This is a genomic window from Streptomyces sp. NPDC091281 (assembly GCF_044757425.1).
GTDB lineage: Bacteria > Actinomycetota > Actinomycetes > Streptomycetales > Streptomycetaceae > Streptomyces.
Genome location: NZ_JBIVUY010000004.1, coordinates 512,329 through 536,085 on the forward strand (window position 1 = coordinate 512,329; position 23,757 = coordinate 536,085).

General features: G+C 73.0%; 22 protein-coding genes and 1 riboswitch. Of the genes, 12 read left to right on the forward strand and 10 right to left on the reverse strand.

The window, feature by feature from the left end; all coding sequences use genetic code 11:
• Positions 1 to 16: 16 nt before the first annotated feature.
• Together ACIQPQ_RS13855 and ACIQPQ_RS13860 are read left to right on the forward strand one after the other, a co-directional pair.
• Positions 17 to 1,540: a PTS transporter subunit EIIC gene (locus ACIQPQ_RS13855; protein ID WP_401303340.1), complete on the forward strand. Its 1,524-nt coding sequence runs from the start codon at positions 17 to 19 to the stop codon at positions 1,538 to 1,540.
• Positions 1,541 to 1,687: 147 nt separating this feature from the next.
• Entirely contained in the window at positions 1,688 to 2,254 is a 567-nt protein-coding gene (locus ACIQPQ_RS13860) for a hypothetical protein (protein WP_401303342.1), read from the forward strand.
• A 34-nt stretch (positions 2,255 to 2,288) separates the two neighbouring features.
• Here the strand turns inward: ACIQPQ_RS13860 and ACIQPQ_RS13865 are convergent, their stop codons facing one another.
• The 5 genes from ACIQPQ_RS13865 to thrC all read right to left on the reverse strand — a co-directional run bounded on the left by ACIQPQ_RS13865 (position 2,289) and on the right by thrC (position 7,919).
• Complete coding sequence (locus ACIQPQ_RS13865; RefSeq protein WP_401303344.1) at positions 2,289 to 3,419, reverse strand: NADH:flavin oxidoreductase; 1,131 nt, start codon at positions 3,417 to 3,419, stop codon at positions 2,289 to 2,291.
• A 266-nt stretch (positions 3,420 to 3,685) separates the two neighbouring features.
• Positions 3,686 to 5,308 carry a chaperonin GroEL gene (gene groL / locus ACIQPQ_RS13870; protein WP_383769133.1) on the reverse strand — a complete coding sequence of 541 codons (1,623 nt, stop codon included), beginning with the start codon at positions 5,306 to 5,308 and terminating at the stop codon, positions 3,686 to 3,688.
• Between the two features lie 369 nt (positions 5,309 to 5,677).
• On the reverse strand, positions 5,678 to 5,884 hold the full coding sequence (locus ACIQPQ_RS13875; protein ID WP_007493268.1) for a cold-shock protein: 207 nt from the start codon (positions 5,882 to 5,884) through the stop codon (positions 5,678 to 5,680).
• Between the two features lie 482 nt (positions 5,885 to 6,366).
• Positions 6,367 to 6,642, reverse strand: coding sequence for a MoaD/ThiS family protein (locus ACIQPQ_RS13880; RefSeq protein ID WP_383769130.1), 276 nt, complete (start codon positions 6,640 to 6,642; stop codon positions 6,367 to 6,369).
• Complete coding sequence (gene thrC / locus ACIQPQ_RS13885) at positions 6,639 to 7,919, reverse strand: threonine synthase (protein ID WP_401303347.1); 1,281 nt, start codon at positions 7,917 to 7,919, stop codon at positions 6,639 to 6,641. Before thrC ends, ACIQPQ_RS13880 begins: the two co-directional genes overlap by 4 nt.
• A gap of 18 nt (positions 7,920 to 7,937) precedes the next feature.
• A riboswitch (SAM riboswitch) is annotated at positions 7,938 to 8,085 on the reverse strand.
• Between the two features lie 186 nt (positions 8,086 to 8,271).
• Between thrC and ACIQPQ_RS13890 the strand changes: the two genes are divergently transcribed.
• The 3 genes from ACIQPQ_RS13890 (at position 8,272) to otsB (ending at position 11,674) form a co-directional block, all read left to right on the forward strand.
• Positions 8,272 to 9,216, forward strand: a complete 945-nt coding sequence (locus ACIQPQ_RS13890; RefSeq protein WP_401303349.1) for a glucosyl-3-phosphoglycerate synthase — start codon at positions 8,272 to 8,274, stop codon at positions 9,214 to 9,216.
• A 120-nt stretch (positions 9,217 to 9,336) separates the two neighbouring features.
• Positions 9,337 to 10,761, forward strand: coding sequence for a trehalose-6-phosphate synthase (locus ACIQPQ_RS13895; RefSeq protein ID WP_401303351.1), 1,425 nt, complete (start codon positions 9,337 to 9,339; stop codon positions 10,759 to 10,761).
• Positions 10,762 to 10,813: 52 nt separating this feature from the next.
• On the forward strand, positions 10,814 to 11,674 hold the full coding sequence (gene otsB, locus ACIQPQ_RS13900) for a trehalose-phosphatase (protein WP_401303353.1): 861 nt from the start codon (positions 10,814 to 10,816) through the stop codon (positions 11,672 to 11,674).
• A 71-nt stretch (positions 11,675 to 11,745) separates the two neighbouring features.
• On the opposite strand, the gene ACIQPQ_RS13905 is transcribed toward otsB, so the two are convergent.
• Both ACIQPQ_RS13905 and ACIQPQ_RS13910 read right to left on the reverse strand, forming a co-directional pair.
• Positions 11,746 to 12,003: a DUF3263 domain-containing protein gene (locus ACIQPQ_RS13905; RefSeq protein WP_401303354.1), complete on the reverse strand. Its 258-nt coding sequence runs from the start codon at positions 12,001 to 12,003 to the stop codon at positions 11,746 to 11,748.
• Positions 12,004 to 12,059: 56 nt separating this feature from the next.
• Positions 12,060 to 13,280 carry an extracellular solute-binding protein gene (locus ACIQPQ_RS13910; protein ID WP_401303356.1) on the reverse strand — a complete coding sequence of 407 codons (1,221 nt, stop codon included), beginning with the start codon at positions 13,278 to 13,280 and terminating at the stop codon, positions 12,060 to 12,062.
• A 201-nt stretch (positions 13,281 to 13,481) separates the two neighbouring features.
• Between ACIQPQ_RS13910 and ACIQPQ_RS13915 the strand changes: the two genes are divergently transcribed.
• The 3 genes from ACIQPQ_RS13915 to ACIQPQ_RS13925 all read left to right on the forward strand — a co-directional run bounded on the left by ACIQPQ_RS13915 (position 13,482) and on the right by ACIQPQ_RS13925 (position 16,801).
• Positions 13,482 to 14,507: an ROK family protein gene (locus ACIQPQ_RS13915; RefSeq protein ID WP_401303358.1), complete on the forward strand. Its 1,026-nt coding sequence runs from the start codon at positions 13,482 to 13,484 to the stop codon at positions 14,505 to 14,507.
• Positions 14,508 to 14,578: 71 nt separating this feature from the next.
• Positions 14,579 to 15,718 (forward strand): N-acetylglucosamine-6-phosphate deacetylase, encoded by a 1,140-nt coding sequence (gene nagA / locus ACIQPQ_RS13920; RefSeq protein WP_401303603.1) that lies wholly within the window; start codon positions 14,579 to 14,581, stop codon positions 15,716 to 15,718.
• A 162-nt stretch (positions 15,719 to 15,880) separates the two neighbouring features.
• Positions 15,881 to 16,801, forward strand: coding sequence for a 1-phosphofructokinase family hexose kinase (locus tag ACIQPQ_RS13925; protein WP_401303359.1), 921 nt, complete (start codon positions 15,881 to 15,883; stop codon positions 16,799 to 16,801).
• Between the two features lie 51 nt (positions 16,802 to 16,852).
• Here ACIQPQ_RS13925 and ACIQPQ_RS13930 read toward each other — a convergent pair whose 3' ends face one another.
• Both ACIQPQ_RS13930 and cdgB read right to left on the reverse strand, forming a co-directional pair.
• Positions 16,853 to 17,842, reverse strand: a complete 990-nt coding sequence (locus ACIQPQ_RS13930) for a carbohydrate-binding protein (RefSeq protein ID WP_401303361.1) — start codon at positions 17,840 to 17,842, stop codon at positions 16,853 to 16,855.
• 170 nt (positions 17,843 to 18,012) lie between these two features.
• Positions 18,013 to 19,680, reverse strand: coding sequence for a diguanylate cyclase CdgB (gene cdgB / locus ACIQPQ_RS13935; protein ID WP_383769103.1), 1,668 nt, complete (start codon positions 19,678 to 19,680; stop codon positions 18,013 to 18,015).
• Positions 19,681 to 20,152: 472 nt separating this feature from the next.
• Between cdgB and ACIQPQ_RS13940 the strand changes: the two genes are divergently transcribed.
• Together ACIQPQ_RS13940 and ACIQPQ_RS13945 are read left to right on the forward strand one after the other, a co-directional pair.
• Positions 20,153 to 20,671, forward strand: a complete 519-nt coding sequence (locus tag ACIQPQ_RS13940; protein WP_401303605.1) for a flavin reductase family protein — start codon at positions 20,153 to 20,155, stop codon at positions 20,669 to 20,671.
• A gap of 159 nt (positions 20,672 to 20,830) precedes the next feature.
• Positions 20,831 to 21,313 carry a GNAT family N-acetyltransferase gene (locus tag ACIQPQ_RS13945; RefSeq protein WP_401303364.1) on the forward strand — a complete coding sequence of 161 codons (483 nt, stop codon included), beginning with the start codon at positions 20,831 to 20,833 and terminating at the stop codon, positions 21,311 to 21,313.
• A gap of 197 nt (positions 21,314 to 21,510) precedes the next feature.
• Here the strand turns inward: ACIQPQ_RS13945 and arfB are convergent, their stop codons facing one another.
• The gene (arfB, locus tag ACIQPQ_RS13950; protein ID WP_383769097.1) at positions 21,511 to 21,948 is read right to left on the reverse strand and encodes an alternative ribosome rescue aminoacyl-tRNA hydrolase ArfB; all 438 of its coding nucleotides are present in this window, start codon (positions 21,946 to 21,948) and stop codon (positions 21,511 to 21,513) included.
• Between the two features lie 146 nt (positions 21,949 to 22,094).
• Here arfB and ACIQPQ_RS13955 point away from each other — a divergent pair, with 146 nt between their 5' ends.
• A complete protein-coding gene (locus ACIQPQ_RS13955) occupies positions 22,095 to 22,670 on the forward strand; it encodes a TerD family protein (RefSeq protein ID WP_383769094.1) in 576 nt (191 codons plus the stop codon).
• Between the two features lie 79 nt (positions 22,671 to 22,749).
• The gene (locus ACIQPQ_RS13960; protein ID WP_401303366.1) at positions 22,750 to 23,754 is read left to right on the forward strand and encodes a GNAT family N-acetyltransferase; all 1,005 of its coding nucleotides are present in this window, start codon (positions 22,750 to 22,752) and stop codon (positions 23,752 to 23,754) included.
• Positions 23,755 to 23,757 lie beyond the last annotated feature (3 nt).

The window sequence follows — 23,757 nt, forward strand, 5'->3', positions numbered from 1 at the left end:
GCCGCACCCTCGGGGGGTGCGCACCGACCCCGCGGCCACCGCCGCCGCCCTGCTGCCCCTGGTGGGCGGCCCCGCGAACGTCCGCTCCGTCGCCCACTGCATGACCCGCCTGCGGCTGGTCCTCGCCGACCCGGCCCGCGCCGACGCGACGGCCCTGCGGGCGGTGCCGGGCGTACTGGGCCTGGTCGTCGAGGGCGACTCCTGGCAGATCGTGCTGGGCCCCGGCGTGGTCACACGGGTGACGGCCGCGTTCGAGGAACGGGTACGGGAGACGGCGGCCCCGCCCGCGCCCGCGCATCCCGCCACCGGACCCGGCCGCTCCGCCGCCGAGGAACTGGCGGCGCGGGGCGCCGAGTTGAGGGAGGCACGGCGGCGGCGCAACGCCACCCCGCTGAAGACGGCGCTGCGCCGGGTGGCCGCCGTGTTCGTCCCGCTGATCCCGGCCCTGATCGGCTGCGGCATCCTCGCGGGCGTGAACGGCCTGCTGCTGAACGCCGGTCTGCTGCCGTGGCTGACGCCCGCGCTGACGGCGGTCGCGTCCGCGTTCATGGCGCTGATCGCGGTGTTCGTCGGCGTCAACACGGCGAAGGAGTTCGGCGGGACGCCCGTCCTCGGCGGGGCGGTCGCGGCGATCGTGGTCCATCCCGGCGTCGCGAAGGTCACGGCGTTCGGGGTCACCCTCGCCCCCGGCCAGGGCGGGGTCCTCGGCGCGCTGGCGGCGGCGCTGCTCGCGGCGTACGTCGAACGCTGGTGCCGGGGCCGGTTCCCCGAGACCCTCGACGTCCTCCTCACCCCCACCGTGACCGTCCTCGTCGCGGGCCTCGCCACCCTGTACGGCCTGATGTGGGCGGCCGGGACGGTCTCCACCGCGGTCGGCACGGCGGCGACCTGGCTGCTGGACACGACGGGCGCGTTCGCCGGGCTGGTCCTCGGCGGCCTCTTCCTGCCCCTGGTCATGCTGGGCCTGCACCAGGCCCTCATCCCCCTCCACACCACCCTCATCGAGCAGCAGGGCAGCACGGTCCTGCTGCCGATCCTCGCCATGGCGGGCGCGGGCCAGGTCGGCGCGGCCCTCGCGCTGTACGTCCGCCTGCGCCACGCCCCGTCGCTGCGCGCCACGATCCGCTCGGCCCTCCCCGCGGGCCTGCTGGGCGTCGGCGAACCCCTCATCTACGGCGTCTCGCTGCCCCTGGGCCGCCCCTTCCTCACGGCGTGCGCGGGCGGCGCGGCGGGCGGCGCGTTCCTCGGCTTCTTCGCGATGCTCGGCGACCGGGTCGGCGCCACCGCCATCGGCCCGTCCGGCTGGGCCCTCTTCCCCCTCCTCGCCGGAGACCACGGCTGGCCCACCCTCCTCGCCCTCTACACCGGCGGCCTCCTCACCGGCTACGCCGTCGGCTTCACGGCGACCTGGCTGTTCGGCGTCACGGAGGAGGTACGGGCCGCGGCGACGGCGGGCGCCCCGACGGGAACGCCCCTCACCGAGCCCGAAGCAGGCCCACCGGCGAGCCCCGGCGCCCCGGCCCCGGCGCCCACCCGCTGACCGGCGGCACCGCCCGCCCCGCGCACGGATCGTCGCCCGCCCCCGCGATGTGCGACGGTTGAGGCGACCCACCCGCGTCCCCCGCCCCGTCCCGTCGGTGTCCACCGTGAAACACCGTGAACCACCGTGAAAGGGAGTCGTCCCGTCATGAATCACGCCCAGCTCACCCACCTGGGCCGTGCGCTCCGGCTGATCGGTGAGCACGGTGACGCGCTCACCTCCGACACCCCGGACGCCAAGCTGCACGAGGTCAAGGCGGATCTGCGGCGCGCGCTGGAGCTGCTGGAGGAGGGCGTGTCGACGGCGGCGCCCACCACCCGCTGCGCCGAGCACCCGAACGGCCCGGTGGACGAGGCCGCGCCCGATCTGTGCCTGCTGTGCGAGACGCGGCGCCGGGCGGCCCGCCGCGCCGAGTTCAACGGCCCGGCCCCGCAGACGGCGCCCGCGTCGGCCCCCTCCCGCTACGGCGTGCGCGCCGACCGCCCGCAGCCCCAGCAGCGCTGGCTGCCGGAGCTGTGGAACGGCCAGGAGTGGCAGCTGTGCGGCACCCCGCGCCGGGACCGGCACGAGGCCGAGCTGTATCTCGCCGCGCTGCGCCGGGGCTCACGCCCCGCTATGGCGTACCGGCTGGTGCACGAGTTCACCGACTACGAGGTGCTGCGGGTGTGGGGCACCCCGGTCCGGGTCGACATCGAACCGCTCGGGAACCTGTAGCGCGGGTCCGCGGGCGCGGCGGGGCGGTGCCCGCTCAGGCGAGGGTGCGCAGCGACGCCGCGTCGTACGGCTTCAGCTCGTCGAGGCGCCCGGCGAGGACCTTCGCGGCCCACTCCGGGTCCTGGAGCAGCGCGCGGCCGACGGCGACGAGGTCGAACTCGTCGCGCTCCAGCCGGTCGAGGAGGTCGTCGATGCCGCGCAGCGAGGAGCCCTCGCCCTGGAACGCCTTGAGGAACTCGCCGTCGAGGCCGACCGAGCCGACGGTGATGGCGGGACGGCCGGTGAGCTTCTTGGTCCAGCCCGCGAGGTTGAGGTCGGAGCCGTCGAACTCGGGGTTCCAGTAGCGGCGGGTGGAGGCGTGGAAGGCGTCGACACCGGCGGCGGCGAGCGGCGCGAGGATGGCCTCCAGCTCCTGCGGGGTCTCGGCGAGGCGGGCGTCGTAGGCCTCCTGCTTCCACTGCGAGTAGCGGAAGATCACCGGGAAGTCGGCGGAGACGGCCGCGCGGACGGCGGCGACGATCTCGGCGGCGAAGCGGGCGCGGGCGACGGGGTCGCCGCCGTAGGCGTCGGTGCGGCGGTTGGTGCCGGACCAGAGGAACTGGTCGATGAGGTAGCCGTGCGCGCCGTGCAGTTCGACGCCGTCGAAGCCGATGCGCTCGGCGGCGGCCGCGGCCTCGGCGAAGGCGCCGATGACGTCGTCCAGGTCGCCGCGGGTCATCTCCCGGCCGGTGCCCTCGGTGCCGTCGAGGCGCAGCCCGGACGGGCCGACCGCGGGGGCGTCCGCGTAGGGCGGCTCGCCGTCCTTGCGGACCATGCCGATGTGCCACAGCTGCGGCACGATCGTCCCGCCGCCCGCGTGGACCGCCTCGGCGACCTTCGCCCACCCGGCCAGCTGCTCCTCGCCGTGGAAGCGGGGCACCCGGTCGCTCTGCCCGGCCGAGGGGTGGCCGACGTAGGTGCCCTCGGTGACGATCAGACCGACCCCGGCGGCGGCCCGGCGCCCGTAGTACGACACGACGTCCTCACCGGGCACGCCACCCGGCGAGAACATCCGGGTCATCGGGGCCATGGCGATGCGGTTCGGGACGGTCAGCCCGTTGAGGGTGACGGGGCGGCCGAGGATCTCGGCGGCACGCGAGGCGGCGGAGGTGGGGGTGGCGGTCACGGCAGCGGGCTCCTTGACAGGTTGCTCGGGGCATCGAACAGGGACATTCCAGACGGTATGTGCATACGCATTCACCGCCTTCCCCCGGACAACGACCCCAGCGCACCCGTCCATTCCGCCCGCGGGCGGCGACATCGGTGTGACCCCCGCCACGTCTGCCCCCGCACCCGGCAACGCCCGAGGGCGGCACCCCCCGTCGGAACAGGGGTGCCGCCCTCGGTCAGGACGAGCGATCCTCGGGGGACCGGAAGGGGTCCCGGGGAGGATCAGAAGTCCATGTCACCGCCCGGCATGCCGCCGCCGGCCGGGGCCGCGGACTTCTCCGGCTTGTCGGCGATGACGGCCTCGGTGGTGAGGAAGAGCGCGGCGATGGAGGCCGCGTTCTGCAGCGCGGAGCGCGTCACCTTCGCCGGGTCGATGATGCCCTCGGCGACCAGGTCGACGTACTCGCCGGTCGCGGCGTTCAGGCCGTGGCCCGGGGTCAGGTTGCGCACCTTCTCCACCACGACACCGCCTTCGAGGCCGGCGTTGACGGCGATCTGCTTCAGCGGGGCTTCCAGCGCCAGCTTGACGGCGGCGGCACCGGTGGCCTCGTCGCCCTCCAGCTCCAGCTTCTCGAAGACCTGGGAGGCCTGGAGCAGGGCCACGCCGCCACCGGCGACGATGCCCTCCTCGACGGCCGCCTTCGCGTTGCGGACGGCGTCCTCGATGCGGTGCTTGCGCTCCTTCAGCTCGACCTCGGTGGCGGCACCGGCCTTGATGACGGCCACGCCGCCGGCCAGCTTCGCCAGGCGCTCCTGGAGCTTCTCGCGGTCGTAGTCCGAGTCGCTGTTCTCGATCTCGGCGCGGATCTGGTTCACGCGGCCCGCGACCTGGTCCGAGGAGCCGGCACCGTCGACGATGGTGGTCTCGTCCTTGGTGATGACGACCTTGCGGGCCTTGCCCAGGAGGTCCAGGGAGGTGTTCTCCAGCTTGAGACCGACCTCCTCGGAGATGACCTCGCCGCCGGTGAGGATGGCGATGTCGTTCAGCATCGCCTTGCGGCGGTCGCCGAAGCCCGGGGCCTTGACCGCGACGGACTTGAAGGTGCCGCGGATCTTGTTGACGACCAGGGTCGACAGGGCCTCGCCCTCGACGTCCTCGGCGATGATCAGCAGCGGCTTGCCCGACTGCATGACCTTCTCCAGGAGCGGGAGCAGGTCCTTGACGTTGCCGATCTTGGAGTTGGCGATCAGGATGTACGGGTCGTCGAGCGACGCCTCCATCCGCTCCATGTCGGTGGCGAAGTACGCCGAGATGTAGCCCTTGTCGAAGCGCATGCCCTCGGTGAGTTCCAGCTCCAGACCGAAGGTCTGGGACTCCTCGACGGTGATGACGCCTTCCTTGCCGACCTTGTCCATGGCCTCGGCGATCAGCTCGCCGATCTGGGTGTCGGCGGCGGAGATGGAGGCCGTGGAAGCGATCTGCTCCTTGGTCTCGACATCCTTCGCCTGCTCCAGCAGGGCACCGGAGACGGCCTCGACGGCCTTCTCGATACCGCGCTTGAGGGCCATCGGGTTGGCGCCGGCGGCCACGTTGCGCAGACCCTCGCGCACCAGGGCCTGGGCGAGGACGGTCGCGGTGGTCGTACCGTCACCGGCGACGTCGTCCGTCTTCTTGGCGACTTCCTTGACCAGCTCGGCGCCGATCTTCTCGTACGGGTCCTCGAGCTCGATCTCCTTGGCGATGGAGACACCATCGTTGGTGATCGTGGGGGCGCCCCACTTCTTCTCGAGGACGACGTTGCGGCCCTTGGGGCCGAGCGTCACCTTCACGGCGTCCGCGAGCTGGTTCATGCCGCGCTCGAGGCCGCGCCGCGCCTCCTCGTCGAACGCGATGATCTTGGCCATGTGAAGTGGTCCCTCCAGGACTGGGGGTGATTCTTCGGACCGCGCCCGCGCCCGCGACGGACGGCTCGCCGGCCCCGTGGTTCCTTGCCCCACCTGGCCTGCGGGCCTCACCGACCCGGTCCTTCGTTGTCACTCTCACCTTCAGAGTGCTAACGCCAATGATTAGCACTCGCCCCTGCCGAGTGCAAGCGCCTCTCGGGGACCGGGCCCCCTGGCCGCCCGGTCCGCCCGGCCGCGGACAGCTCGAAGGGCTCGCACCCTGGGAGGTGCGAGCCCTTCGACGGTGGAACACGTGGAGCGGGTGGAACGGGTGGAGCTGATGGAACTGGTGGAACAAGAAGGAAGAACGACGCTGCGTCGGCGCGCGCTTCAGCCGGTCGCGAGCCGGACCATGTCCGCCTGCGGCCCCTTCTGACCCTGCGAGATCTCGAAATCGACTCGCTGGCCCTCTTCCAGGGTGCGGTATCCGTCCATCTGGATCGCGCTGTAGTGGACGAAAACATCCGCACCACCGTCGACCGCGATGAAGCCGTACCCCTTCTCCGCGTTGAACCACTTGACGGTGCCCTGAGCCATGCCTAACTCCCCTATTACTGGCCCTTGCACAGATCCACACTCCGCGGACCCGGGTCAGACCTCACCCCCCAGTTGGTTGGGGGCGTGCGCCGGAACGCGTCGACCGCGGCCGAATGTATCTGTCCAACTGCCCTCTGCAACAGGTCAATCGGACGAGAATTCAAGACGTGAAGGGTCTGTAATATAGTGAGAATTCGCCCGGATATCGGGCAAGTCGGGCCCCATAAAGGGAGCAAAAGGCGTAAAAGCCACGCACACTTTGGCTGCTTCTTATCGCACCGAGGGACGGCCCTCATATGCGGGCGGCACGCGAGCGGCGGGCGCGTTCCCCAACTCTACCGCGCTCAATCACACAGAATTGCCCCCTCCGCTTCTCTCACGGAGGGGGCAATTCGATGAACACTCGGTAATCGCTGTTACCGACGGTCACTACCGGCGGGTACTGAACGGCGGTCAACCGCCCGGGGGTCGGGCCGGCGCGGTCAGCCGCCCGCGACGGCCGGGATGATCGAGACGCCCGCGCCGTCCGGGGTGGCGGTCTCCAGGCCCTGCTCGAAGCGGACGTCGTCGTCGTTGACGTAGACGTTCACGAAGCGGCGCAGCTTGCCCTGGTCGTCCAGGACGCGGGCGGCGATGCCGGTGTGGTGCTTCTCCAGGTCGCCGATGACCTCGCCGAGGGTGGTGCCCTCCGCGCTGACTTCGGCCTGCCCGCCGGTGTAGGTGCGCAGGATGGTCGGGATACGGACGGTCACGCTCATGCGAGGCCAGCCTCTCGGAAGGAGTCCAGGTTCGGGCGGATGGTGGTGGTGAGGCCGGTGCCGGCCACCGCGTCGAGGGTCTTGAGCCCGTCGCCGGTGTTGAGGACCACGGTCGTCTTCGCCGGGTCGAGCAGACCGTTCTCGATCAGCTTGCGGGTGACGCCGACGGTGACGCCGCCCGCGGTCTCCGCGAAGATGCCCTCGGTCCGCGCCAGCAGCCTGATCGCGTCGACGACCTGCTCGTCGGTGACGTCCTCGACGGCCCCGCCGGTGCGGCGCGCGATGTCCAGGACGTAGGGCCCGTCCGCCGGGTTGCCGATGGCGAGGGACTTGGCGATGGTGTTCGGCTTCTGCGGGCGGACCACCTCGTGGCCCGCCTTGAAGGCGGTGGAGACCGGGGAGCAGCCCTCGGCCTGCGCGCCGAAGATCGCGTAGGGGCGGTCCTCGACGAGGCCGAGGCGGATCAGCTCCTGGAGCCCCTTGTCGATCTTGGTGAGCTGGGAGCCGGAGGCGATCGGCACGACGAGCTGGTCCGGCAGCTTCCAGCCGAGCTGTTCGCAGATCTCGTACGCCAGCGTCTTGGAGCCCTCGGCGTAGTAGGGCCGCAGGTTGACGTTGACGAAGCCCCAGCCCTCACCGGCCGGGTCGCCGATGAGTTCGGAGCAGAAGCGGTTGACGTCGTCGTAGTTGCCCTCGATGCCGACGAGTTCGCCGCCGTAGACGGCGGCCATGACGACCTTGCCCTGCTCCAGGTCGTGCGGGATGAACACGCAGGAGCGCAGGCCCGCGCGGGCCGCGGCGGCGCCGACGGCTCCGGCGAGGTTGCCGGTGGAGGAGCAGGAGAGGGTGGTGAACCCGAAGGCGCGGGCGGCCTCCAGCGCCTGCGCCACGACCCGGTCCTTGAAGGAGTGCGTGGGGTTGCCGGAGTCGTCCTTGACGTACAGGCCGCCGGTGACGCCGAGTTCGCGGGCGAGGTTGTCGGCCTGGACGAGGGGGGTCCAGCCGGGGTTCAGGTTGGGCTTGCCCGCCACGTCCGCGGGGACGGGCAGCAGCGGCGCGTAGCGCCAGATGTTCGCGGGGCCCGCCTCGATGCGCCTGCGCAGCTCCTCGGCCTCGTAGGAGGAGAAGTCGTAGGCGATCTCCAGCGGGCCGAAACATTCGGCGCAGGCGAAGACGGGGCCGAGGGGGACGCGGTGGCCGCATTCGCGGCAGGACAGCGCGGTGGCGGAACCGAGGTCGACGGGGGTGGTGGTGCGTTCAACTGTCTGCGCAGCCATGTGAGGCGAGGCCCTTTCTCCTCATCTTCCTCACGACGCGTTTCGCCGTGAGACGGATTTGGCACCTTCCCGAGCCGGGAGCCTCGCCACTGATGTGTGTGACGGGTCGGCTGGAGGGTTGCCGGGGCTTCATCGGGCCGTGTCCCTCTGCCCCTCTGGATGAGCGGTATGAAGTTGTGGGGGCGGGCGGCCTCGGCATGCGGGACATGCGATGGTCATCCGCGTTGTTCAAGACTGTAACCGAAGGCCAGGACAGTTGAGTGAGACGTCCGAACCGCGAGATGGATCTCACGGTCACTCCGTGTGTGCGGGGTGTGCCGGAAGTGATCACGACAGTGAGGAGCCGCCGACCGTGCTGGAAGAAGCTGAGCGCTGGCTGACCACCCGCTCCTGGTCCGTCGACGACCGCCCGCTGCACCGCGTCCTCGCCGCGAAGCGCGCCTCGGGCCAGACGGTGTCCGTGGTGCTGCCCGCGCTGAACGAGGAGGAGACGGTCGGCGACATCGTGGCCGTGATCCGGCACGACCTGATGCGCCAGGTCCCTCTGGTGGACGAGATCGTCGTGATCGACTCCGGGTCCACCGACCGCACCTCGGAGGTCGCGGCGGCGGCGGGCGCCCGGGTGGTGCACCGCGACACGATCCTGCCGCGCGTCCCGGCCGTGCCCGGCAAGGGCGAGGTGCTGTGGCGTTCCCTGCTGGTGACGGGCGGCGACATCGTCTGTTTCGTGGACGCCGACCTGAAGGAGTTCTCCTCCGACTTCGTCCTCGGGATCGTGGGCCCGCTGCTCACCGACCCGGACGTGGACCTCGTGAAGGCGATGTACGACCGCCCGCTGGGCGGCGCGGCCGGTCAGGGCGGCCGGGTGACGGAACTCATGGCCCGCCCGCTGCTGAACATGCACTGGCCGCAGCTGTCCGGTTTCGTGCAGCCGCTCGGCGGGGAGTACGCGGCCCGCCGCAGCCTGCTGGAGCAGCTTCCCTTCCCCGTCGGCTACGGCGTGGAGCTGGGCATGCTGGTGGACGCCCTGCACCTGGTGGGGCTGGACGCCCTCGCCCAGGTCGACGTGGGGGTGCGCAAGCACCGTCACCAGGACGGGCAGGCCCTCGGCCGGATGGCGGCGGCGATCTACCGCACGGCGCAGCTGCGGCTGGCCCGCGGGCATCTGATCCGCCCGGCGCTGACCCAGTTCGAGCGCGGCGCGGACGGCTTCGAGCCGCGCACGTACTCGGTGGACACGGAGGAGCGTCCGCCGATGGCGGAGATCGCCGAGTACGCCGCCCGCAAGGTGGCCTGAAACCGGCCCGCGGCCCCCGCGAGCAGGCCGTATACGCGGTCCGTATACGACCGGGCACCCCCCGTGGAAGGTCCGCTTCCGTACGTTTGAGCGTTTGGGGACCGGGCTAGGTTGAGGGCTATGGCTTCCACGCACGACGCCGCCGCCGGGGGTGCCCGTCAGGGCGCCCGGGTGCTGGTCGCGTCCAACCGCGGCCCGGTCTCCTACGAGGTGCGGGAGGACGGTGCGCTGCACGCCCGCAGGGGCGGCGGCGGGCTGGTCTCCGGTCTGTCCGCGATCGGGCCCGACGCGGACGCGCTGTGGGTGTGCTCGGCGCTCTCCGACGGCGACCGCGAGGCGGTCCGGCAGGGCGTCGGCGAGGACGGCGTGCGGATGCTGGACATCCCGGCCGACGTGCACGCCGACGCCTACAACGGCATCGCGAACTCGGTCCTCTGGTTCGTGCACCACCTGCTCTACCAGACCCCGCTGGAGCCGGTCTTCGACACGGAGTTCCGGCGGCAGTGGGCGTCGTACGAGGCGTACAACCGGGCCTTCGCGGAGGCGCTCGCCGAGGAGGCGGCGCCCGGCGCGGCCGTCCTCGTGCAGGACTACCACCTGTGTCTGGTCCCCGGACTGCTCCGTGAACTCCGCCCCGACCTGCGCATCTCCCACTTCTCGCACACCCCGTGGGCGCCGGTCGACTACTTCGCGCTGCTCCCCGACGACCTGCGCGCGCGTCTGCTGACCGGGATGCTCGGCGCGGACCGGCTCGGCTTCCTCACCCGCCGCTGGGCGGACGCCTTCGCCGCCTGCTGCGACGCGTTCACCGGCGGCACGGGCGGCACGGAGATCGGCGTGCACGGTCTGGGCGCCGACGGGGACTTCCTGCTCAAGCGGTCGCACGAGCCGGACGTCGAGGAGCGGATCACCGAGCTGCGCGCGGAGATCGGCGCGGACCGCCGCACGATCGTCCGCGTCGACCGCACCGAGCTGTCGAAGAACATCGTCCGCGGCCTGCTGGCCTACCGGCAGCTCCTCGACGACCACCCCGAGTGGCGCGAGCGCGTCGTGCACGTCGCGTTCGCCTACCCCTCCCGTCAGGACCTCGCCGTCTACCGCGACTACACGGCCGAGGTGCGGCGTGTCGCGGACGCAATCAACACCGCGTACGGCACGGACGGCTGGACGCCGGTCGTGCTGCACGTCAAGGACGACTTCGCCCGCTCCCTGGCCGCGTACCGCCTCGCGGACGTGGCGCTGGTGAACCCGATCCGCGACGGCATGAACCTGGTCGCCAAGGAGGTCCCGATCGTCTCCGACCGGGGCTGCGCGCTGGTCCTCTCCCGCGAGGCGGGCGCCTTCTGGGAGCTCGGCGAGGACGCGCTGGTGGTGAACCCGTACGACATCGGCGAGACCGCCGAGGCCCTGCACACGGCCTTGACCCTGCCCGCCGAGGAACGCGAACGCCGCGCCGGACGCCTCGCCGCGGCGGCCACCGCGCTGCCCCCGGCCCGCTGGTTCCTGGACCAGCTGGAAGCGCTGCGGGCGATCGACCGCGCCTGAGCGCGGCCCCGGACCTGCCCTCGCCCCTCGACCGCCCGGAGACCGTCACCGCATGGCCAGTCACGAGACCTCATCCGCCGCGTCGGCGCTCCCCACGCCGGCCACCGCCGCCGGGCGGGACGCGCTCGCCGCGATGCTGCGGCGGCCGCGGGGGGTGCTGGTCGCGCTCGACCTCGACGGGACGCTCGCGCCGATCGTCGAGAACCCCGAGGACGCGCGGGCGCACCCGGACGCCGTGCCGGTGCTGGTGGGCCTGGCGGCCACGGTCGGCGCGGTCGCCGTGATCACCGGCCGCCCCGCCGAGGTCGCCGTCCGCAACGGCGGTTTCGCCGGGGTCGCGGGCCTGGACCGCCTCGTCGTGCTCGGCCACTACGGCGCCGAACGCTGGGACGCCCGGACCGGCGTGGTCACCGCGCCCGAGCCGCACCCCGGGGTGGCCGCCGTCCGCGCCGAACTGCCGGACGTCCTGGCCGGGGCGGGTGACCGGCCGGGCGTCTGGGTCGAGGAGAAGGGCCGCGCGATCGCCGTCCACACCCGCCGCGCCCCCGACCCGCAGGCCGCGTTCGACGCCCTCCGCGGCCCGCTCACCGACCTGGCCCTGCGCCACGGCCTGATCGTCGAACCGGGCCGCATGGTCCTGGAACTGCGCCCCCCGGGCGTCGACAAGGGCGCCGCCTTGACGGCGTACGTCCGGGAGACCGGCGCCGAGGCCGTCCTCTACGCGGGCGACGACCTGGGCGACCTTCCCGCCTTCGCCGCCGTCGAAGAACTCCGCGCGACCGGTGTCCCCGGCCTGTTGGTGGCCAGCGGCAGCACGGAGGTCACCGAACTCTCGACCCGCGCGGACCTGGTGGTGGACGGCCCGGAGGGAGTGGTGGGGCTGCTGCGGGCGTTCACGGAACGGGCGGGCTGAAAGCTCCCGGCCGGGGCAGGCCGACCCGGACACCCGCCGTACCCCCGCCTACCGCTCGGAGCGTCGCGCCCCTACCGCTCGGAGCGCCGCGCCTCGCGGACCCGGCGCAGCCGGTTCACGGTCACCGGATCGGCCTCCACCGCCCGCGCGTCGTCCAGCAGCGCGTTCAGCAGCTGGAAGTACCGCACCGGGGACAGGCCCAGTTCCTCCCGCACGGCCCGCTCCTTGGCGCCGGGCGACAGGAACCCGCGCCGCTCCAGCGCGAGAATCCGCAGCTCGGTCTCCCCGAGCCCCGGCCGCCCCGCGTCCCGCTTCTCGGTCCCGTCCATCCCGGCACGGTAACCCAGCCCACGGACACCGCCCGACCGGCCCGGCGGCGCCGTTCTCAGCCGGCCGCGCTCTCGGCCGTGGTCGCGGTGGTCTGGAGCTGCTCCAGCACTCCCGCCGGGCTCCCTCCGGGCCGTACGGCCTGCCCGATGCGCTTCTTGACGTCGGCGCTGACCGCCGCCCAGGAGGTCCGCCCCACCGGGTACAGCTCGGAGAGCGGCAGCTGGTCGAGGAACGGCTTGAGGTCGGCGTCCTCGGGGGCGGCCGTCATGGTCAGCGAGGCGGAGTTGGTGACGGGCAGCAGGTCGTACTCGCGGGAGAACGCGACGACGTTCTTCTCGCTGTAGACGTAGCTGAGGAAGTCCTTGATCTGGTCGGCGTGGCCGTTCTTCTTGAAGGCGGTCATCCAGTCGGCGACGCCCATGGTGACCTTGGCGGGTCCGTCGACGCCGGGCATGGGCACCATCCCGAACTTGACGCCCTTCTTGGCGGCGGCCTTCATCAGCGAGGGGTGCCCGTTGAGCATGCCGACCTGCCCGTTCGCGAACGCGGCGAACGCGGCGGCGCGGTTGAGCCCGCCGGGTTCGACCGGCCCGGTGAGGTCCTTGCCGACCAGTTCGTTCTTGAGCCAGGTGAAGGTGTGGACGTTGTCGGTGGAGTCGAGGCTGTAGGAGGTGGCGGTCTCGGTGTAGCCGCCCCCGCCGCTGAGCAGCCACTGGAAGGTCTCGGCCTGCGCCTCCTCGGGCCCGAGGGGCAGGGCGTACGGGTACTTCACGCCCTTGGCCTTGAGCGCCGCCGCGGCCTCGGCCAGCTCGTCCCAGGTGCGGGGCGCGTCGATCCCGGCGTCGGCGAAGAGGGTCTTGTTGTAGAAGAGCAAGCGGGTGGAGGAGGCGAACGGCATGCCGTACTGGACGCCGCGGACCTCGCCCGCGTCGGCGAGCTGGGGCACGAAGTCGGCCTGGGCGGGGATGGAGAGCACGTCCCCGGCCTTGTAGAGGAGGCCGGCGTCGGCGTAGTCGGCGTAGGCGCCGATCTGGGCCATGTCGGGGGCCTCACCGGCGTCGACCATGGTCTTGACGTCGCGGTCGACGTCGCTCCAGGAGCGGACGGTGACCTCGACGGTGACGCCGGGGTGGTCCTTCTCGTAGGCGTCGACGAGGCGGGCCCAGTACTTCTCGGAGCTGTTGGCGGCGCTGTCGCCGTAGTCGGCGGCGACGAGGGTGAGGGTGACGTCGCCGGAGCCGCCGCCCACCCCGCAGCCGGCGAGGACCGCCGTCATGCCCAGGGCGGATACCGCCGCGACCGTTCCCGACCTGCCTGCCCGCCACCGCACCGCGTGTCTCCCGCTTCCCGCGTCCGCACCGTGTCTCCACACGGCGTTCACATGAATGTGCCGACCAATGAAACCGATAGTCGGATTAAGGTCTACACCACGTAAGTGGACTAGACCTCTTGCGGGTCCTCGGGCCACACTGTTCCCGTGAGACATGTCATCGCCCTCGATGTGGGCGGCACGGGGATGAAGGCCGCTCTGGTCGGGGCGGACGGCGCGCTGCTGCACCGCGCGCGCCGGGCCACCGGCCGCGAGCGCGGCCCGGACGCGGTCGTCGACGGCATCCTCGACTTCGCCGCCGAGCTGCGCGCGTACGGCACCGACCACCTCGGCGAGCCCGCCGCCGCGGCCGGGGTCGCGGTGCCCGGCATCGTCGACGAGGCCGAAGGCGTCGCCGTCTACGCGGCCAACCTCGGCTGGCGGGACGTCCCGCTGCGGGCCCGGCTGGCCGAGCGGCTGGGCGGGGTGCCCGTCGCCCTCGGGCACGACGTGCGCACCGGCGGCCTCGCGGAGGGCCGGATCGGCGCGGGCCTGGGCGCCGACCGCTTCCTGTTCGTGGCCCTCGGCACCGGCATCGCGGGCGCGATCGGCGTCGAGGGCCGGGTCGAGGCGGGGGCGCACGGCTTCGCGGGCGAGATCGGCCACATCGTCGTCCGCCCCGGCGGCACCCCCTGCCCGTGCGGGCAGCGCGGCTGTCTGGAGCGGTTCGCCTCGGCGGCGGCGGTCAGCGAGGCGTGGTCGGCGGCCACCGGCGACCCGGAGGCGGACGCCGCCGACTGCGCCAAGGCCGTCACCTCCGGCGACCCGGCGGCGGTACGGGTCTGGCAGGCCGCGGTCGACGCCCTCGCGGACGGCCTGGTCACCTCGCTCACCCTGCTGGACCCGGGCACGATCGTCCTCGGTGGCGGGCTCGCCGAGGCGGGGGAAACGTTGTTCACACCGCTGCGGGACGCCCTGCGGCGGCGGATCACCTTCCAGAAGCTGCCGCCGGTCGTCCCGGCGGCCCTGGGCGACACGGCCGGCTGCCGGGGCGCCGGACTCCTGGCCTGGGACCTGCTCGCCGGCCCACCCCCGACGGCCCCGGCCTCCCGGACGGCCACCGTGACCGCGACCGCGGCAGCGGTGGCCGCCACACCCCACACGACGACCACGACGCCGGAGGAACCCACGTGACGGCAACCCCCGCGGAGGCGCGAGCCACGCTCGACCCGCAGCCCGCGACCGGCGGCCCGGCGCGCCTCGTCCTGGCGGGCGCGCACGTGGTCCTGCCCACCGGCACCGTGACCGGCGCCCGGGTCACCGTCGACGGCGCGCGGATCGCCGCCGTCACCACCGGCCCCGGCGACGCCCCCGAGGGCGAGGTCCTCGACGTCGGCGGCCACTGGCTGGTCCCCGGCTTCGTCGACCTCCACAACCACGGCGGCGGCGGCGCCTCCTTCTCCGGCTCGGCCGAGGAGGCGCTGAAGGCGATCCGCACCCACCGGCGGCACGGCACGACGACCCTGGTCGCCTCCACCGTCACCGACACCCTGGACGTCCTCGCCCGGCAGGCGGGCCTGCTCTCCGAACTGGCCGAGCAGGGCGACCTGGCGGGCATCCACTTCGAGGGCCCGTTCATCTCGCCGTGCCGCAAGGGCGCCCACTCGGAGGCGCTGCTGCGCCACCCGGACCCGGCGGACGTGCGCGCGCTGATCGACGCGGCCCGCGGCCGGGCCCGCATGGTCACCCTGGCCACCGAACTCCCCGGCGGCCTCGACGCCGTACGGCTCCTCGCCGAGCACGGGGTGATCGCGGCCGTCGGCCACACGGACGCCACCTACGAGCAGACCGTGGAGGCGATCGAGGCGGGCGCCACCGTCGCCACCCACCTCTTCAACGCGATGCCGGTGCTGGGTCACCGCGCGCCCGGCCCGATCGCCGCCCTGCTGGAGGACGAGCGGGTCACGGTCGAGCTGATCAACGACGGCGTGCACCTGCACCCGGCCGCGCTGGAGCTGGCGTTCCGGCACGCGGGTCCGGGCCGGGTGGCGTTCATCACCGACGCGATGGACGCGGCCGGGACCGGCGACGGGCACTACATGCTCGGCCCGCTGGAGGTCGAGGTCAGCGACGGCGTGGCCCGGCTGGTGGAGGGCGGCTCCATCGCGGGCTCCACCCTCACCCAGGACCGCGCGTTCAAGCGGGCGGTGACCGTGGACCGGATTCCGGTGCAGGACGTGGTGGCGGCCCTGTCGGCCAACCCGGCCCGGCTGCTCGGGGTGGACGACCGGGTGGGCTCGCTGGAGCCCGGCAAGGACGCCGACCTGGTCCTCCTCGACGAGAACTTCGACCTCAAGGGCGTGATGCGCCGGGGCGGCTGGGTGGTACCGCCGCAACTGGGATGAAATGTCCCCCGAAAGGGGGAGGTCCGGAGACGGCGAGCCGCTTGGGGGACTGGGCGGCCCGCCGTCTCTTTGGCATGATCGTGCCTCCGGAGGCCCGGACGACCGGGCCGACGGAACGACAACAGCAGGCGAACACCAGCAATCGGGGGGAGGCCGGCCCAGGTGATCCTCACGGTCACGCTGAACACCGCGCTCGACATCACCTATCACGTCCCGGCACTGCGCCCGCACGCGTCGCACCGCGTCACCGACGTCGCGGAGCGCCCCGGCGGCAAGGGGCTCAACGTGGCCCGCGTCCTGACCGCCCTCGGCCACGAGGTGACGGTGACGGGCTTCGCGGGCGGGCCCACGGGCCAGGTCGTCCGGGATCTGCTCACCGACGTGGGCGACGCCCTCGTGCCCTGCTCGGGGCAGACCCGGCGCACCCTCGCCGTGGTGGACGAGAGCACCGGTGACACGACTCAGCTCAACGAGGCGGGCCCGATCATCACCCCGGCCGAGTGGTCGGCGTTCCAGGACGCCTACGAGCGGCTGGTCGGCGAGGCCGACGCGGTCGCCCTGTGCGGCAGCCTGCCGCCGGGGGTGCCGGTCGGCGCGTACGCGGGCCTGGTGCGCACCGCGCGGGCGGCGGGCGTGCCGGTGCTGCTGGACACCAGCGGGGAGCCGCTGCGGCGGGCCATCGCCGCGCGTCCCGACCTGATCAAGCCGAACGGCGACGAGCTGGCCGAGCTGACCGGCTCGCACGAGCCGGAGAAGGCCACGGCGGACGCCCGGCGGCGCGGCGCGCACACGGTGGTCGCCTCGCTGGGCGCGGAGGGCCTGCTCGCGGTGACCCCGGAGGGCTCCTGGCGGGCGACCCCGCCGGCCCGGCTGCGCGGCAACCCGACGGGCGCGGGCGACTCGGTGACCGCCGCCCTGCTCTCCGGTGTGGTGGAGCACCTGCCCTGGCCCCGGACCCTGGCCCGCGCGGTCGCCCTGTCGGCGGCGACGGTCCTCTCCCCGGTGGCGGGCGAGTTCGACCGCCCGGCCTACGAGGACCTGGTCGACCGCGTCGCGGTGAACGGCACGGCCACGGCCGCCTGAGAGGGTCCTGCCCGGCCCCCGCGCCCCAGGCCGGGGGTCGCGGGGTCTGGTCTACCTCTTGACCTGGCCCTTCTTCACCCAGAACTGGTCCAGGAGCACATTGCACTTGTCGCCGTTCTCGCAGGAGAGGGTGACGGTGTTGGTGCCCTTGGTCAGCGTCGGGTAGGCGAAGGTCGTGGTCCAGCCCTTGGCGAAGTCGCCGTCCTTGGCGTTGGCGTAGTTCTTCAAGCTCAGCGGGGTGCCGAACTTCTTGCCGTTGATGGTGAGGGTCATCGCCTGGTCCTCACCCGCAGTGCTGTAGTGGGCGAAGAGGGTGTAGGCGCCGTCCTCGGGGATGCCGTCGACGCTCCAGGTGACCGAGGAGCCGGGCTGGTTGAGGCCCGCGACGTAGATGCCGCCGGTGGCCTGCGCGCCCTTCACCTCGGAGGCGAGGGAGGCGCCGCCGCCGAGGCGGAGGGCCTTGGCGTCGATGGTGGGGAGTTCCGCGGCGGGCTTGTCGTCCTTGCCCTCGGACTTGCTGGGCGCGGCGCTCTCGGGCGCGGAGGCCGGGGCGGAGGCGCCGGGGTCGTCCTTGGCGCCGTCGTCGGAGTCGCCGCCCGTCATCGCGACCGCGATCCCGACGACGACCGCGGCGACGACCGCGATGGCGCCGATGAGCAGTCCGCGGGTGTTGGGCCCGCGGCCCCGGCCGCCCCCGCCGCCGAGCCCGTGCTCGCGGCTGCCGGTGGTCGTGGGGCCGCCGCCGGGGAAGGTCTCCGGCGCGGCGTAGTGCGCCTGGGGCTGGCCGTACCCGCCCTGCTGCTGCGGGACCTGCGGCTGCTGGTGGGGCGCCTGCTGGTACGCGGCGGTCTGCTGCTGGTACGCGGCGGCCTGCTGCTGGCCGTACTGGCGCTCGCCGACCGCGCGGACCCGGCCGACCGAGTTCGGGTAGCCGTATCCGCTCGCCGGGGGCTGGGCGCCGTTGGCCTGGCCGTCGGCGTAGAGGTAGCCGAACGGGTCGTCGTCCTCGGGCGGGCTCGCGCCGTTGTTACCGGGCGTCATCCCTTCGTACTCCTCAACAGTGCGGGGCGGATGCGGTCCGCGCGGCCACGGGATGCGGTCCCGGAGGCGCGGTCCACAGGTGCGGAGAAGAGCGAGCCTACCCGCTCCGCACCCGCCGAACGGGTGACTCCGCTCGCATCAGCGACGGGGGTACGGCCCTGACCTGGTGATCATCCCGCGCGGCGGTGCTGTTTGGGACGAGATCGTTTCTCGACGTACATCCGCTCGTCGGCGGACTTCAACACCTCGTCCGCCGTCATGCCGCAGTGCGCCCAGCCGATGCCGAAGCTGGCGCCCACCCGGACGGCCCGTCCCTCGGCCCGGATCGGCTGGATGATCTCGTTGCGCAGGCGGACGGCGAGGTCCTGGGCGTCGGCGCGGCCGAGGCCGTCGGCGAGGATGACGAACTCGTCGCCGCCGAGCCGGGCGACGGTGTCGCCGTCGCGGACCCCGCGCGAGAGGCGGCGGGCGACCTCGATGAGGACGGCGTCGCCCGCGTTGTGCCCGAAGCGGTCGTTGATGGACTTGAAGCCGTCGAGGTCGCAGAAGAGGACGGCGAGGCCCTTGGTGCCGTCGTCCGGGACGTTCTCCTCGGGGGCGACGGTGTGGACGTGGTGGTCGTAGGTGTCGTAGCCGTCGGCGCCGCCGGGCCGGTAGTCGAAGCCGTGGCCGTTGGCGTCGAAGGCGGGGACGCCGTAGGAGTCCATGGCGTCGACGGCGGCGGGGTGCGCGGACTGCGGGCGGCCGCAGATCCGGGCGGAGAGCCGGGAGCGCAGTTCGGCGGAGTTGGGCAGCCCGGTGAGGGAGTCGTGGGAGGCGCGGTGGGCGAGCTGGAGTTCGCGGCGCTTGCGCTCCTCTATGTCCTCGACGTGGGTGAGGAGGAAGCGGGGGCCGTCGGCGGTGTCGGCGACCACGGAGTTGCGCAGCGAGACCCAGAGGTAGGTGCCGTCGCGGCGGCCGAGGCGGAGTTCGGCGCGGCCGCCCTCGGCGGAGGTGCGCAGCAGGGTGCCGATGTCCTCGGGGTGGACGAGGTCGGAGAAGGAGTAGCGGCGCATCGCGGAGGCGGGGCGGCCCAGCAGGCGGCACAGGGCGTCGTTGGTGCGCAGGATGCGGCCGTGCTGGTCGCCGCCCATCTCGGCGATGGCCATGCCGGAGGGGGCGTACTCGAAGGCCTGGCGGAAGGACTCCTCGCTGGCGCGCAGGGCCTGCTGCTCCCGCTCCAGGCGGACCAGGGCGCGCTGCATGTTGGCGCGCAGCCGGGCGTTGCTGACGGCTATGGCGGCCTGGAGGGCGTACATCTGGAGGGCCTCGCGGCCCCAGGCGCCGGGGCGGCGGCCGTTGCGGGGGCAGTCCACGGACAGGACGCCGATCAGTTCGCCGCAGGTGCTGCCGCTGCCGGGGGCGGCGGGGGTGTACATGGGGGCGAAGAGCCGGTCCGAGGGGTGCCACTCGTCCTCGAAGCGCGGCGCGGGCCCGTCGGTGTACCACTGCGGGACGTCGTCGTCGTCGAGGACCCAGCCCTCGGTGTGGGGTATGAAGATCAGGTCGCCCCAGGCCTCGCCCATGGCCAGCCGGCGTTCCCAGGACTCGCGGGAGCCGACCCGGCCGGTGATGAGGGCCTCGGCGGCGGGGTTGCCCGCGAAGGCGGCGACGACCAGGTCGCCGTCCGGGCGGACGAGGTTCACGCACGCCAGCTCGTACCCGAGGGCGGCCACCACGCCGTCGGCGACGGCCTGGAGCGTGTCGGGCAGGCTGCGGGCCGCGTTCATGTCGGCCATGACCTGGTGCAGGTGCCGCAGGGACGCAAGACGGACGTACGGCTCCGACTCGCTCTCCATGCTCGCCCTCCCCCCGAGACTTCGCAGCGAATCAAGGGTTGTCTTCGGCGTAACGTCGTTTCTGTCGTTGCGCATGTTGGTGGGTCTGTACCTGTGACGCCTCCGCCACTGAATCACAGCGCGCTCCCCACTCGGTACACAGGGTCAACAATTCCTGGCCCTTGTGACTCAAGTCACAGGAAAACGTGAGCAATTGAGTGGGAATTCTGGTTCCTGCCGAATGGCCTCCCCGCCGGAGAGCGTACGGGAATCGGTTCCCGTCGGTCTGCGGACCTACGACCGTACTCGGACCGGGGTCCGATGCGGTCCGATACGACCGGACACTAGCGTGCGAGGCGTGTCTTCCGACGTACTGAACGACGTAGTGCCCCCGCGGGACCCCGCCGACCCCACGGGCCCCGCACACCCCGCGGCGCCCCGCGCGGCGCCCCCGGAGCCCTCCCCGGCCGCCGTCGGCGGGCATCCTGTGGGGGTGACCCACGACGAGTTCCGCGCCGCCATGTCCCGGCTCGCGGGCGGGGTGGTCCTGCTGACCGCGCAGGAGCCCCCGCTGGACCCGGACGACCCGGCGGCGCCCGCGGGCGAGTTCGCCGGAATGACCGCCACCGGCTTCCTCTCCGTGTCGCTGGAACCCCTTCTGGTGCTGGTCAGCCTGCGGACGGGCTCCCGCATGGACGACGTGCTCGACGAGCAGCCGCTGTGGGCGGTGTCGGTGCTGTCGGAGAGCCAGCGGCACATCGCGGGCCGCTTCGCGATGAAGGGCCGGCTCAGTGACCGGCTGCTCTTCGAGGACGTCCCGTACACGGTCGGCGACGCCACCGGGGCACCGCTCCTGGGCGGCGCGCTGGCCACCCTGGAGTGCCGGACCGAGCAGCGGGTGGCGGCCGGTGACCACACCCTGGTGATCGGCCGGGTGCTCGGCGCGCGGGTGCCGGGCACGGAGGGCGGACCGCTCGTCTATTTCAAGGGCCGGTACCGGCAGTTGGGTTGATCTCCCGGGCCCGCCCGAGGACCGGTCCACGGGCTGAACGGAATTCAGTGGCCGGTCCGTGAACTCCCGCCCTACGGTGTCCGGATGACCCCTGCACGGACCTCTCCCGACGGCACTTCCGAGGGCACTTCCGACGGCGTTTACGTCGGCACTTCCAAGGTGCCTTCCGGTACTTCCGGCAGTTCCGGAGTCGCCCTGGAGGAAATCACCCCAGCAAATCTGGAAGCCGCGCTCGCCATTCGGGTCCGGCCCGAGCAGGAATTCGCGGTCACCCCCGTGGTGAAGTCCCTCGCCGAGGCCTACACGCATCCCGGGACCGCCTGGCCCCGGCTCATCACGGACGGCGGACGGCCGGTCGGTTTCCTGATGGCGTTCCTGGACATCGACTGGCGCGACGACGGCCGCACGATCCGCTCCGGCCTGTGGCGGCTGAACATCGACGCCGCCCAACAGGGCCGCGGATACGGCCGGTTCGCCGTCGAGTCCGTCGCCGCCGAGCTGCGCCGCCGCGGCACGCGCGAACTCCACGTCACCTGGCACCCCGGCGAGCACGGCCCCGAGGACTTCTACTTCGGCCTGGGCTTCCGCGACACGGGCGAGCGCGTCGAGGGCGAGATCGTGGGCGTCCTGAGCCTGGACTGAGCACGGACCGCCCCGGAGCCCGAGGTTCCGGCCCGGCGGGGCGCGCGGGCGGGACGGTACCGGTTCCGGCGGATCGTGTACGAACGCGCCGGATCGTGTACGACCGTGAAGGCCGCGGGTGGCGGGGCGAGGGGTGCGGTGTGCGCGGCGGGGCGTGGTGAGTGCCTGGTGGGGCCTGGCGATGCCTGGTGAGGCTGTCAGCCCCAGTCGCGGCCGGAGCGGCCCCGCTTGGTCTGGGCGCGCTGCTTCTTCTCGCGGAGCCGCCGCTCGTTGATGCCGCGCGGGATGCGGGTGGCCCGGCGCGGCCGGGGCGGCGGGGCGGTCGCCTCGGCGAGGAGCGCGGCGAGGCGGACGGCGGCGGCCTCGCGGTTGCGCCACTGGGAGCGGTGCTCGGAGGCGCGGACGGAGACGACGCCGTCGACCAGCCGCCCGGCGAGCCGCTCCAGGGCGCGCGCCTTCCACACCTCGGGCAGCGCCTCGGTGCGGGCCAGGTCGAAGCGCAGCTCGACCTGGGAGTCGCTGGTGTTGACGTGCTGCCCGCCCGGCCCCGAGGACCGCGAGAAACGCCACATCAGCTCCGCCTCGGGCAGGAGGACGGAGCCGCGGATGACATGGGGACCGGACATGTCCTCCATGGTCCCGCGCCTGACCGGTCCACGTCACTCGAATATCTCTTGGCAAAGAAAGTAAAGACACGGGGAACCTTCGCCACCCCTCGCCGCGTTCCTAGGGGTAGCTGTAGCTTCGTGCCCGTCACACAACGAGGGAAGGACTCCCCACAATGGCTGTAAGCCTGTCCAAGGGTGGCAACGTCTCGCTCACCAAGGAGGCCCCGGGCCTGACCGCTGTCACCGTGGGCCTGGGCTGGGACGTCCGCACCACCACCGGCACGGACTTCGACCTCGACGCCTCGGCGATCGCGGTCAACCTCCAGGGCAAGGTCTACTCCGACGCCCACTTCGTCTTCTTCAACAACAAGCAGACCCCGGACAACACGATCGTCCACACCGGTGACAACCGCACCGGTGAGGGCGCGGGCGACGACGAGGCGATCAACGTCAACCTGGCGGCCCTCCCGGCCGACATCGACAAGATCGTCTTCCCGGTCTCGATCTACGACGCGGAGAACCGCTCGCAGAACTTCGGCCAGGTCCGCAACGCGTACATCCGCATCGTGAACCAGGCCGGCGGCGCCGAGATCGCCCGCTACGACCTGTCCGAGGACGCCGCCACCGAGACCGCCATGGTCTTCGGCGAGCTGTACCGCAACGGCGCGGAGTGGAAGTTCCGCGCGGTCGGCCAGGGGTACGCCTCCGGCCTGGTCGGCATCGCCCAGGACTTCGGCGTCTCCGTCTGAGCGACGGACACCCGTCCGTGACCGTGCCCCCGGCCCCTCCGGCCGGGGGCACGGCCGTTCCCGGAGGTACGTTGCCCCGGTGATCCTCGAAGCGCTGCCGTCCGGCCGTGGTGCCGATCCACCCGGCTCCGGGATCGACCTCCCGGCCGGACTCCTCACCGACCTCACCGCCCTGTACGCCTCGCGGCACGCGTTCCAGGCGGTCAGCGGCGACTTCCCCGACCCGGACGACATCCGCCCCGAGCAGGTGGCGAGGTCCCTCGCGGACGAGCTGGCCGTGCCGGGGGCGGAGGTGCTGCTCGCCCGCGGCGAGGGGCGCCTGGTGGGGGTCGTCGTCACGCTGGCCCACCACCCCGACCCGGTCGACCCGGACCCGTGGATCGGGCTGCTGATCGTCGACGCGGCCGTGGGGCGGCAGGGGTACGGGCGCCGGATCGCGGCGGCCGTCGAGGCCCGCTTCCGCGCGGCCGGCCGTACCGCCGTCCGCCTCGCCGTCCTCGACGCGAACCCCGACGGCCTCGCCTTCTGGACCGCCCTCGGCTACGAACCGGTCGCCCACCGCCCCGACCGCGAGCGGGGCCGCCCCTGCACGGTCCTGCGCAAGCCGCTGGGCGAACCGGCGCACGTCGAGCGCCGCGCGGCCCGGGTCGCCGTGGTCGCCCCCGACGGCGCGGTCCTCCTCTTCCGCTACGACACCCCCGAGACCGGCGTGCACTGGGCGCTGCCCGGCGGCGGCCTGGAACCGGGCGAGTCCCCGCGCGAGGGCGCCCGCCGCGAGCTGGCCGAGGAGACCGGCTGGACCGATCTGGCCCCCGGCGCGCTGCTGCGCACCTGGGAGCACGAGTTCCCGCGCGGCACGGTCCGGGTCCGGCAGTACGAGCACATCCACGTCACCCCCGGCCCCCGCCGCGACCCCTCCGGCCCCGACCTGGCCGCCGCCCACGCCACCGACGGCATCCTCGGCTGGCGCTGGTGGAGCCGGACCGACCTGGCCGCGGCGGAGGCGGAGGGCGTGCGGGTGTGGCCGAGGGGGCTGGCGGGGCTGCTGGACGCGTGGGAGGCGGGGCGGACGACCCAGGAGTGAGGG

Bases quoted from the DNA above. Each gene is read 5' to 3' on its own strand.
- ACIQPQ_RS13860 (WP_401303342.1), top strand. From the start codon at position 1,688: ATGAATCACGCCCAGCTCACCCACCTGGGCCGTGCGCTCCGGCTGATC.
- groL (WP_383769133.1), bottom strand. From the start codon at position 5,308: ATGGCCAAGATCATCGCGTTCGACGAGGAGGCGCGGCGCGGCCTCGAG.
- ACIQPQ_RS13875 (WP_007493268.1), bottom strand. From the start codon at position 5,884: ATGGCTCAGGGCACCGTCAAGTGGTTCAACGCGGAGAAGGGGTACGGC.
- ACIQPQ_RS13880 (WP_383769130.1), bottom strand. From the start codon at position 6,642: ATGAGCGTGACCGTCCGTATCCCGACCATCCTGCGCACCTACACCGGC.
- thrC (WP_401303347.1), bottom strand. From the start codon at position 7,919: ATGGCTGCGCAGACAGTTGAACGCACCACCACCCCCGTCGACCTCGGT.
- ACIQPQ_RS13895 (WP_401303351.1), top strand. From the start codon at position 9,337: ATGGCTTCCACGCACGACGCCGCCGCCGGGGGTGCCCGTCAGGGCGCC.
- otsB (WP_401303353.1), top strand. From the start codon at position 10,814: ATGGCCAGTCACGAGACCTCATCCGCCGCGTCGGCGCTCCCCACGCCG.
- ACIQPQ_RS13905 (WP_401303354.1), bottom strand. From the start codon at position 12,003: ATGGACGGGACCGAGAAGCGGGACGCGGGGCGGCCGGGGCTCGGGGAG.
- ACIQPQ_RS13910 (WP_401303356.1), bottom strand. From the start codon at position 13,280: ATGACGGCGGTCCTCGCCGGCTGCGGGGTGGGCGGCGGCTCCGGCGAC.
- ACIQPQ_RS13930 (WP_401303361.1), bottom strand. From the start codon at position 17,842: ATGACGCCCGGTAACAACGGCGCGAGCCCGCCCGAGGACGACGACCCG.
- cdgB (WP_383769103.1), bottom strand. From the start codon at position 19,680: ATGGAGAGCGAGTCGGAGCCGTACGTCCGTCTTGCGTCCCTGCGGCAC.
- arfB (WP_383769097.1), bottom strand. From the start codon at position 21,948: ATGGAGGACATGTCCGGTCCCCATGTCATCCGCGGCTCCGTCCTCCTG.
- ACIQPQ_RS13955 (WP_383769094.1), top strand. From the start codon at position 22,095: ATGGCTGTAAGCCTGTCCAAGGGTGGCAACGTCTCGCTCACCAAGGAG.